Origin of the sequence: Burkholderia sp. Ax-1720 (assembly GCF_011753035.1) — a bacterium.
Taxonomy (GTDB): Bacteria; Pseudomonadota; Gammaproteobacteria; order Burkholderiales; family Burkholderiaceae; genus Burkholderia; species Burkholderia gladioli.
Genome location: NZ_VWWK01000225.1, coordinates 1 through 9,550 on the forward strand (window position 1 = coordinate 1; position 9,550 = coordinate 9,550).

Annotated in this window: 9 protein-coding genes; 4 read left to right on the forward strand and 5 right to left on the reverse strand. The window is 70.1% G+C overall.

Going from position 1 to position 9,550, the window contains the following annotated elements; translation table 11 throughout:
- Positions 1 to 248 precede the first annotated feature (248 nt).
- Positions 249 to 827: a superoxide dismutase [Fe] gene (gene sodB, locus F3J18_RS33115; RefSeq protein WP_025098201.1), complete on the forward strand. Its 579-nt coding sequence runs from the start codon at positions 249 to 251 to the stop codon at positions 825 to 827.
- A 72-nt stretch (positions 828 to 899) separates the two neighbouring features.
- On the opposite strand, the gene F3J18_RS33120 is transcribed toward sodB, so the two are convergent.
- Positions 900 to 1,625: an SDR family oxidoreductase gene (locus F3J18_RS33120; RefSeq protein WP_166916333.1), complete on the reverse strand. Its 726-nt coding sequence runs from the start codon at positions 1,623 to 1,625 to the stop codon at positions 900 to 902.
- 144 nt (positions 1,626 to 1,769) lie between these two features.
- On the opposite strand from F3J18_RS33120, the gene F3J18_RS33125 reads away from it, so the two are divergent.
- Positions 1,770 to 2,678 carry an AraC family transcriptional regulator gene (locus tag F3J18_RS33125; protein ID WP_166916335.1) on the forward strand — a complete coding sequence of 303 codons (909 nt, stop codon included), beginning with the start codon at positions 1,770 to 1,772 and terminating at the stop codon, positions 2,676 to 2,678.
- A 53-nt stretch (positions 2,679 to 2,731) separates the two neighbouring features.
- Here F3J18_RS33125 and surE read toward each other — a convergent pair whose 3' ends face one another.
- Together surE and F3J18_RS33135 are read right to left on the reverse strand one after the other, a co-directional pair.
- Positions 2,732 to 3,514 carry a 5'/3'-nucleotidase SurE gene (surE, locus tag F3J18_RS33130; protein ID WP_096750311.1) on the reverse strand — a complete coding sequence of 261 codons (783 nt, stop codon included), beginning with the start codon at positions 3,512 to 3,514 and terminating at the stop codon, positions 2,732 to 2,734.
- A 138-nt stretch (positions 3,515 to 3,652) separates the two neighbouring features.
- Positions 3,653 to 4,360 (reverse strand): Crp/Fnr family transcriptional regulator, encoded by a 708-nt coding sequence (locus F3J18_RS33135; RefSeq protein ID WP_025098197.1) that lies wholly within the window; start codon positions 4,358 to 4,360, stop codon positions 3,653 to 3,655.
- A gap of 74 nt (positions 4,361 to 4,434) precedes the next feature.
- Here F3J18_RS33135 and F3J18_RS33140 point away from each other — a divergent pair, with 74 nt between their 5' ends.
- Both F3J18_RS33140 and F3J18_RS33145 read left to right on the forward strand, forming a co-directional pair.
- Entirely contained in the window at positions 4,435 to 4,962 is a 528-nt protein-coding gene (locus F3J18_RS33140) for an Mpo1-like protein (protein WP_025098196.1), read from the forward strand.
- A gap of 5 nt (positions 4,963 to 4,967) precedes the next feature.
- On the forward strand, positions 4,968 to 6,011 hold the full coding sequence (locus F3J18_RS33145; RefSeq protein ID WP_166916337.1) for a 2-dehydropantoate 2-reductase: 1,044 nt from the start codon (positions 4,968 to 4,970) through the stop codon (positions 6,009 to 6,011).
- Between the two features lie 52 nt (positions 6,012 to 6,063).
- On the opposite strand, the gene F3J18_RS33150 is transcribed toward F3J18_RS33145, so the two are convergent.
- Together F3J18_RS33150 and mdtD are read right to left on the reverse strand one after the other, a co-directional pair.
- Positions 6,064 to 7,317, reverse strand: a complete 1,254-nt coding sequence (locus F3J18_RS33150) for an EAL domain-containing protein (RefSeq protein WP_025098194.1) — start codon at positions 7,315 to 7,317, stop codon at positions 6,064 to 6,066.
- A 198-nt stretch (positions 7,318 to 7,515) separates the two neighbouring features.
- Positions 7,516 to 8,949, reverse strand: coding sequence for a multidrug transporter subunit MdtD (gene mdtD, locus F3J18_RS33155; RefSeq protein WP_123035987.1), 1,434 nt, complete (start codon positions 8,947 to 8,949; stop codon positions 7,516 to 7,518).
- Positions 8,950 to 9,550: the final 601 nt, after the last annotated feature.

Genomic DNA, 9,550 nt, shown 5'->3' on the forward strand with positions numbered 1-9,550 from the left:
GTTATTCGGTCTCGCCTACAATCGGACGCTCTGCAGGCCCTAGTCCCCCACATACTTCAAAGGAATCGCCATGGCTCATACGCTCCCGCCGCTGCCGTACGCTGAAGACGCGCTCGCTCCGCACATCCCTGCCGGTCGGACGGAGGCGGGCGATTTCGAATACCCGCGAGTTTGCGGGGTTATTCGGTCTCGCCTACAATCGGACGCTCTGCAGGCCCTAGTCCCCCACATACTTCAAAGGAATCGCCATGGCTCATACGCTCCCGCCGCTGCCGTACGCTGAAGACGCGCTCGCTCCGCACATCTCGGCAGAGACGATCCAGTTCCACTACGGCAAGCACCACCAGACCTATGTGACGAACCTGAACAACCTGATCCCGGGCACCGAGTTCGAGAACCTCTCGCTCGAGGAGATCGTGAAGAAGTCGTCGGGCGGTATTTTCAACAACGCCGCGCAAATCTGGAATCACACCTTCTTCTGGAACAGCCTCTCGCCGCAGGGCGGCGGTGCGCCGACCGGCGCGCTGGGCGACGCGATCAACGCCAAGTGGGGTTCGTTCGACGCCTTCAAGGAAGCCTTCACGAAGACGGCCGTGGGCACCTTCGGTTCGGGCTGGGCCTGGCTGGTGAAGAAGGCCGACGGCTCGCTCGACCTGGTCTCGACCAGCAACGCCGCCACGCCGCTGACCACCGACGCCAAGGCGCTGCTGACGATCGACGTGTGGGAACACGCCTACTACATCGACTACCGCAACGCACGTCCGAAGTTCGTCGAAGCGTTCTGGAACATCGTGAACTGGGACTTCGCCGCGAAGAACTTCGCGTAAGTCACGGCAGGTTCCGTTCGATTCGAAAGCCCTCCTCGCGAGGGCTTTTTCATTTTCGAGCCGCCGGCTGCGCTACCAGGCCTGCGGGCCGTATTCGTCGAAGAACCGCCCGGTGGGGCCATCCTCGTCGAGCGTCGCGAGCCGCACCGCGGGCGTGGCGCCCTGCTCGACCGTGCGAGGCCCCGCGTGGTCGTTGAAGTCGGTGGCCACGTAGCCCGGGTCCGCCGAGTTCACCTTGATGCCGAACTCGCGCAAGGCATTCGCGAGCGAGACCGTCACGCCGTTGAGCGCGGCTTTCGAGCTGTTGTATCCGAGGTGGTTGAAGCCGCTGTAGCGGCTGGTGAAATCGGACGTGAGGGTGAGCGAACCGAGCCCGCTGCCGACGTTCACGATGCGCGCGCAACGCGCCGCCTTCAGCAGGCCCAGGAACGCCTGGGTCACCCGCACCGCGCCGAACACGTTGACCTGGTAGGTCGCCAGCATTTGCGTCGTCGATTCCTCCAGCGCATGGGCGCGCGGCCCCAGGATGCCGGCGTTGTTGACCAGCGCGTCGAGATGGTCGGTCTGCGCGGCCAGGGCGCGCGCCGCCAGCGCCACGCTCTCGTCGTCCGCCACGTCGATTTCGAGCAGGTGCACATCCAGGCCGGCTTGCTTCAATTCCTGCACGGCTCGTTCTCCGCGCCGCGCGTCGCGGCATCCCATCCAGACGGTGTAGCCGCGTTGTGCCAGTTGCCGGACGATTTCTCGTCCGATGCCCTTGTTCGCGCCGGTCACGAGGGCGGTGTGTCGATCGTGCATGAGGGGACCTCCTTGGGAAAGTGCTCCCATGCTAGGAGGGCGACCCGCGCGGCACGCGTCCGATCCTGTCAATGACTTGCCCGATTCTCTCAATCGCCCGGTGCCGAGCTTGTGGGGGCGAGGGGGGCGAACCATACTCGCTGCATGGAACGATATCTATCCGAATTGCGCGAGGGGCTGCTGCGCCACGCGCAGGGGCGCCGGACCGACACGGCCATCGCGCGCGTGTCGCTGTCGCGCGGACAGGCCACCACGGGCCCGTTGGCAGGGCTGTACGAACCGATGCTTTGCCTGGTCGTGCAGGGCGCGAAGAGCGTGATCGTCGGCGACCGGGTGCTGGACTACGACCCGGGCAACTGCTTCGTGACCGCGGTGGAAGTGCCGGCCACGGGCCGCATCGTCGAGGCCAGCCGGCAGCGGCCTTACCTGGCGATCAGCCTCGTCTTCGAGCCGGCGATCGTCGCCGAGCTGCTGGCGCACCTGCCGCAGGTGCGCGATGGGGAGGCGGGGGCGAGCTTCGCCGTCGAACCCGTCTCGGCGGCCCTGCTCGACGCCTGGGTTCGCATGATCCGCCTGCTCGACCATCCCGCCGAGATTCCGGCCCTGGCGCCGCTGATCGAGCGGGAAATCCTCTTCCGCCTGCTGCAGGGGCCGCATGCGCGCGTGCTGCGCCAGATCGCGCGCGCGGATGGCCGGCTGTACCGGATCCGGCGCGCCGTCGCCCGCATTCGCACGCGCTACGACCAGCCCTTGCATATCGAGGAACTGGCGGAGCTGGCCGGCATGAGCCTGGCGACCTTTCATCGCCACTTCAAGGCGGTGACGACCTTGGCGCCGCTGCAATACCAGAAGATCGTCCGGCTGCAGCAGGCGCGCCGGCTGCTGATGATCGAGAACCGCGCCGTTACCGAGGCGGCCTTCGCGGTCGGTTATGAAAGCGCTTCGCAGTTCTCGCGGGAATACGCCCGGCAATTCGGCGCGTCGCCGGCTCAGGACGTGGCTCGGCTGCGCTCGGCCGCCGCCGTGTTCGACGAGGCCGCGGCCGGCCCGTGACGCTCGCCGGCGGGCGAGCATGTCGCGAGCGCCGATGAGCGTGGCCGCGCCGCTCAGCCCGCCAGCTTCTGCGCGAGCCGCGCGCGGGCCGTATCGTGGGTGCGCTCGAACTTGAGCGGCGTGACCGTCACATGGCCGGCGCGCAGCGAGGCGGTTTCCGAGTCGGGCGCGTCGTCGCGCGGGCCGCGGCTGAGCCGCAGCCAGTGATAGTCGAGCTCGCGCGGATCGGTGCGCGACACCACCTCGATGCCGCCGAGCAGGCCGATGCCCTGCTGCGTCACCTTCAACGACCCCACCGCGTCGGCGGCCACCGCCGGGAAGTTCACGTTCAGGCAGGCATCGCGCTCCCAACCGGCTTGCGCCAATTGGCGGATCACGCCGGCCGCGTGCGCGGCGGCCGTGCCCCAGGGCACCGCGTTGCGATCGGCGAAGGCCTGGCTCAGCGCGATGGCGGGGATGCCGAGCAGCATGCTGGTCATCGCGGCGCCCACCGTGCCCGAGAACACCGTCTCGGTGCCCAGGTTGGCGCCGCGATTGATGCCCGAGAGCACCAGCTCGGGCGGCGCCTCGCGCATCAGATGGCCGGCCGCGACGGCCACGCAGTCGCCCGGCGTGCCGCGCACGGCGAAGCGGCGCTCGCCCTCGCGATGCACGCGCAGCGGTTCGTGCAGGCTGATCGAATGCGAGGTGCCGCTCTGGTCGGCCATCGGCGCGACCACCCAGACCTCGCGCGCCAGCGTGGCGGCGACTTCCTCCAGCACCTTCAAGCCCGGCGCGTCGTAGCCGTCGTCGTTGGTGAGCAGGATGCGTTGGAAGATCGGGCTGGCTGGCGACATCGTTCGAGGCCTCGCTGGAAGAGTGGATGAGATGAGACGCGGCGCGCGTGGTGCGCGTCGCGTGGTGCTGCGAAGCGGCCATGCTAACAAGTTCCGCGCCTCGGGATCGCGAGGCGCGCCCGAGGCGCCGGCTCGCGCTCAGAGCGCGCGGCCGATCTCGCCGCTGGCGGCGCGCAGCGCGTCGCGATCGAGGATCTCGATCTCGCCGACCTGCACCCGCACGATGCCGCGCGCGGCCAGCTCCCTGAGCAACTGGTTGGTGGTCTGGCGCGTGAGCGAGGCGAGCGCGGCGAGCTTCTCCTGCGAGAGCCGGATTCGCGTGTGGCCGGTGCTGATCCCGCCATAACCCTCGGCGATCATCAGCAGGCGCGCGGCCAGCCGTTGCGCGGCCGGCATCACGCTGATCGCCTCCACGGTCAGGAACGACAGGCGCAGCTTCTGCGCCATCAGGAGCCCGAAGTGTCGCCAGTAGCGCGGTTCGGCCTCGAGCACTTGCTGCAGTGCAGCTTGCGCGAGATGCAAAAGTCGTGTGTTCTCCACGGCAATCGCATCGTGCGTGCAGGGCTGGCCGTCGAACAGGGAGATCTCGCCGAACCAGGTGGTCGGCTCGAGAACGGTCAGCAGGGCCTCGCGTCCGTCCGGATCGACCGCGCCGATGCTGAGCGCGCCGGACAGCACGGCATACAGGCCGCAGGGCGGGTCGCCGCGCCGGAACAGGGTCTCGCCGGCGACGAGTTCGCGCGGCGTGGCGAGGTCGAGCAGGCTCGCGCGCAGCGCGTCGGGCAGTGCGCGGAACCAGGGGTTCGCGTCGAGTCGGGGGAGCAGGTCGGCGGGCGGCGCGGGCATGGGGGATGTCGGGTAGCTGACAGCGTAGGCGCTGGGCAAGACGCATGATAGCGCTCGTCAAGGAGGCAGACACGATGAAGACACTGACCGATCAACTCGCCAACTACGCCGCGTATCACCGCGATACGCGCAATATCCTCACACACCTGTTCGGCATCCCGATGATCGTGGTCGCCGTGGCCGTGCTGCTGTCGCGGCCGGTGGCCGGCACCCTCGCCGGCATCGCGCTGACCCCGGCGCTGCTGCTGACGGTGGCCATCGCGATCTACTACCTGCGGCTCGACCTGCGCTTCGGCCTGGCCATGAGCGTGCTGCTGGCGCTCACGCTATGGCTGGCGCGAGAGCTGGCCGGCGGGAGCACCGCGCTCTGGCTCGGTTCCGGGATCGGCCTGTTCCTGCTCGGCTGGGTGATCCAGTTCGTCGGCCACGCCTTCGAGGGCCGCAAGCCGGCCTTCGTCGACGACGTGATCGGCCTGGCGATCGGGCCGCTGTTCGTGGTGGCCGAGGTGGCGTTCGCGATGGGCCTGCGCCGCGCGCTGCGCGACGAGATCGAACGACGCTCGGGCCCGCAGCGTCACGGGCCGCGCGGCGCGAGCGCCTGAGCCGGGTGACCAGGATCGCCGTGTTCGGCGCGGGGGCGATCGGCTGCTACATCGGCGGCCGGCTCGCCGTCGCCGGCGGCGATGTGCGCTTCGTGGGGCGCGCCGCGACCGGCGAGATGCTGCGCGAACACGGCCTCACGCTGAACGACTACCTGGGCCGCGAGGCGCAGGTCGCGCCCGAGCGCATCGCCTTCGATACCGATCCGCGCTCGCTGGCCGATGCCGAGGTGGTGCTGGTCAGCGTCAAGTGCACCGCCACGCCGGCGGCGGCGGCCGCGCTCGAACCGGTGCTGCGTCCCGGCACGGTGGTGATCAGTTTCCAGAACGGCGTGCGCCAGGCCGATGCGCTGCGCATCGCGCTGCCGGCGCGCACGGTGCTGGCCGGCATGGTGCCCTTCAACGTGATTGCGCGCGGCGACGGCCTGTTCCACCAGGGCTCGGGCGGGCAGCTGGTGGTGGAGGCCTCGCCGCATCTGGCGAGGATCGACGAGGTGTTCGATCGCGCGGTGCTGCCGCTGCGGCACAGCGAGCACATCCTGGCCGTGCAGTGGGCCAAGCTGCTGCTCAATCTGAACAATGCGGTGAATGCGCTCTCGGCGCTGCCGCTGCGCGAGCAGCTCGCGCAGCGCGACTACCGGCGCTGCCTGGCGCTGGCCCAGCGCGAGGCCTTGCGCGTGCTGCGCCGCGCGGGCCTGCGGCCGGCCTGGCTGACCCTGCTGCCGCCGGGCTGGATGCCGGGGCTGCTGTCGCTGCCCGATGCGCTGTTCTCGCGGCTGGCGAACTCGATGCTCGAGATCGATCCGCTGGCGCGCTCCTCGATGGCCGACGATCTGTCCGCGGGCCGCTCGACCGAGATCGACTGGCTCAACGGCGAGATCGTCCGGCTCGCCGCCGAGATCGGCATGGCCGCGCCGGTCAATGCGCGGCTGCGCGAGCTGGTGCAGTTGGCCGGGCGCGATCGCGCCCGCAAGCGCTGGCGCGCCGAGGTGCTGCTGCACACCCTGCTCGATGCCGCCGGCGAAGCGCCCACGCCGCCCGAGCCCGCCTGAGCCTGCTTGAGCCTGCTTGAGCAAGATGCCCGCCGGCGTCCTCCCGCTCAGATCACCAGTTGATGTCGACGCACAGCACCTGCATGCCGTCCGCGCCGGGCGCGGCCACCGAGGCGGTCACGCACAGGTGAGCCTCGTTGATCGACAGGTAGGGCGGCGTCACGCGCACGCGGCCGGGCGCGCGCATCGCGTCGATGAAGTAGGGGCGTCGCTCCCAGCTCGCGCCTTCCGAATGCAGCAGCGGGCGGAAGCGCTTGGCGCGCTGCGAGCTGCGGATGCTCGGCAGCACGTTGTCGCCGATCTGGTGGCCCGAGGCGTCCAGCAGGAAGCAGCGCGCCGCGTCGGGCAGGGCCAGCAGCGCGGCGGTGGCCGTCTCCACGTCCTGGCCGGCGCCGAGCTGGGTGCTGGCCTGTTCGAGCGCGCTCAGGTACGGCGCGAGACGCGCCTGCTGGTTGCGCTCGCGCTCGGCCACGCGCAGCCGCAGCGCGGCCGACAGCGTATCCATGCAGCCGGCGGCGGCCTGCGGCTGCACCGGCTCGACGCTGGGCCCCGAGAAGTAGGTGCCCTGCACGAAGTCGACATTGCATTCGAGCGCGATCAGCGCCTCGCGCTCGGTCGACAGGCCGCCCATCAGCACCAGTTGCCCCGATTCGTGCAGCAGCGAGACCAGCCCCGGCAGCACGCGCTCCAGATGCGAGTGCTCGCTGGCCTGGGCCAGGATGCCGCGATCGAGCGTGACGATGTCGGGATGCAGGTGCCAGACGCGGTCGATGTTCGAATGCTTGGCGCCGAAGCCGCCCAGCGCGATCAGGAAGCCGGCCTTGCGCAGCCCGTCGACGATCGCGCCGAAGCGCGGCGTGTCGCCCCCGGCCTGCTCGGGCACCTCGAGCACCACGCGCTGCGGCGGCAGGCCCAGCGCCTTGAGATTGGCCAGCAGCGCGTCGCCGTAGATGGTGTCCATCAGCGCGGCCGGGTGCAGGCTCAGGAAGAGCCATTCCTCCTGACTGTCGAAGGCGTGGAAGTTGCCCAGGTGCAGCGATTCCGCCAGCCGCCCCAGCTCCAGCAGGTCGCCGCGCCGCGCCGCCTGCGTGAACACCTCGTGCGAGGGCACCTGGGCGCCGTCGCCGCCATGCGCGCGCAGCGAGGCGTGATAGCCGATCGCGCGCCGGTGCGAGACCGAGAACACCGGCTGGAACACGCTGAACACGGTGTAGTCGCCGTACAGCACGGTGCGCCGGTTGCCGTCGTCGCCGGCGACGGGGCGCGGCGGCTGGAAGCCGGGAGGATCGATGTCGATCATGGTCATCATGGTGGCGGCCGGGGAGAGGGTGACAGTTTACCTAGCGCACGTGAAGGAGCAAGAAGCATGCGCGGCAGGTGCCGTCCGTCGCGGCGGGTTCGGGGCGAGGGCGAGGGTGGCGGCCGGCCCGGCGCGGGTCTAGATTGCACCGCGGTGGTGCATCGCGGGGCGCGCCGCGCACCCGCGCGGCCCCGTTCGTGCCGCTCAGGCGCGTTCCGAGGGATCGGTCTTCTTGGCCGCGCCGCGCACGTCCGGCGAGAGCTGGGCAAAGATCCAGGCCGAGCCGGCCGTGATGATGCCCACGCACAGGAAGGTGGCGTGGAAGGCCGGCAGCGTGTGGGTGGGGGTGACGCTACGCATCACGCCGGTGAAGGTGGCCAGCAGCGCGCCGGCCACCGTCACGCCCAGGCTCATCGACAGCATCTGCACCAGCGAGAACAGGCTGTTGCCGCTGCTCGCGCCGCCGGTGCCGAGGTCCTTGAGGGTGAGCGTGTTCATCGCGGTGAACTGCATCGAGTTGAAGCCGCCGAAGATCGCCAGCTGCAGCACCTGCAGCCACAGCGGCAGGCGATCGCTCATCAGCGCCATGCTGGCCATCAGCAGCCCGACCATCACGGTATTGGCCAGCAGCACCTTGCGGTAGCCGTGGCGCGTGATGAGCCCGGTGATCACGCGCTTGGAGAACATCCCGGCGGCGGCCACCGGCAGCATCATCAGGCCGGCCTCGAAGGCCGAGTAGCCGAGGCTGACCTGCAGCAGCAGCGGGATCAGGTAGGGCATCGCGCCGCTGCCGATGCGCGCGAACAGGTTGCCGAGCAGGCCCACGCTGAAGGTGTGGATCTTGAACAGCTCGAGCGAGAAGATCGGGTTCGGCGCGCGCACCGCGTACAGGCCGTAGGCGACGAACGAGGCCAGGCCGAGGATCATCAGCACCAGCACGGCGGCGTGGTCCATGCCGAGATCGGCGAGGCCGTCCAGCGACAGCGACACGGCGATCATGCCGGTGGTCAGCAGCAGGTAGCCGCGCAGGTCGAAGCGGCCCACCGAGGGATTGCGGGAATCGGGCATCGAGTAGTAGGTGGCCAGGCAGCCGACCACGCCGACCGGCACGTTGATCAGGAAGATCCAGTGCCAGGAGGCGATCTTGACCAGCCAGCCGCCCAGCGTGGGGCCGATCAGCGGGCCGATCAGGCCCGGGATCGCGACGAAGGACAGCGCCGGCAGGTAGCGCTCGGCCGGGAAGGTGCGCAGCACCGCGAGCCGGCCGACCGGCAGCAGCATCGCGCCGCCCACGCCCTGCGCCACGCGGAAGGCCACCAGTTGCGGCAGCGTGTGGGCGTTGGCGCACAGCAGCGAGCTGGCCGAGAAGATCAGGATCGCGCTGAAGAACACGCGGCGCGTGCCGAAGGTGTCGGCCAGCCAGCCCGAGACGGGGATCATCACCGCCATCGTCAGCGAGTAGGCGATCACCACCGACTGCATGCGCAGCGGCGATTCGCCGAGGCTCGCCGCCATCGAGGGCAGGGCCGTGTTGACGATGGTCGCGTCCAGCGTCTGCATGAAGAAGCCGGTGGCCACGACCCACAGCATCACGGTCAGGGACGATTCGCTCGGCGTGGCGGCGGGAGGACGGGACATGGCGGGGCTCGGAGTCGCGGACAGCCGTCATTGTAGGAAAAGCGTGACGGATGCGCAGCCGATTCGGGGGCGGATGATCGAGGCGCCGGGCCTGCGACGCGATGTTTCGGGCTCCTGATGCGCGGGGATCACCACCTTCGTGGCGGGGCGGAGCGGTTGCCGTCAGGTCGATCGGCGCGATGCCGACCCGGCCGGCGCGGGACTGCATCGAGCAACGGCGGTGCGAGCGGCATCACGCGCCGGCCGGGGCGACGTCGCGGCGGTCCGACGCGACTGATCGAGGCGCCGGGCCTGCGACGCGATGTTTCGGGCTCCTGATGCGCGGGGATCACCACCTTCGTGGCGGGGCGGAGCGGTTGCCGTCAGGTCGATCGGCGCGATGCCGACCCGGCCGGCGCGGGACTGCATCGAGCAACGGCGGTGCGAGCGGCATCACGCGCCGGCCGGGGCGACGTCGCGGCGGTCCGACGCGACTGATCGAGGCGCCGGGCCTGCGACGCGATGTTTCGGGCTCCTGATGCGCGGGGATCACCACCTTCGTGGCGGGGCGGAGCGGTTGCCGTCAGGTCGATCGGCGCGATGCCGACCCGGCCGGCGCGGG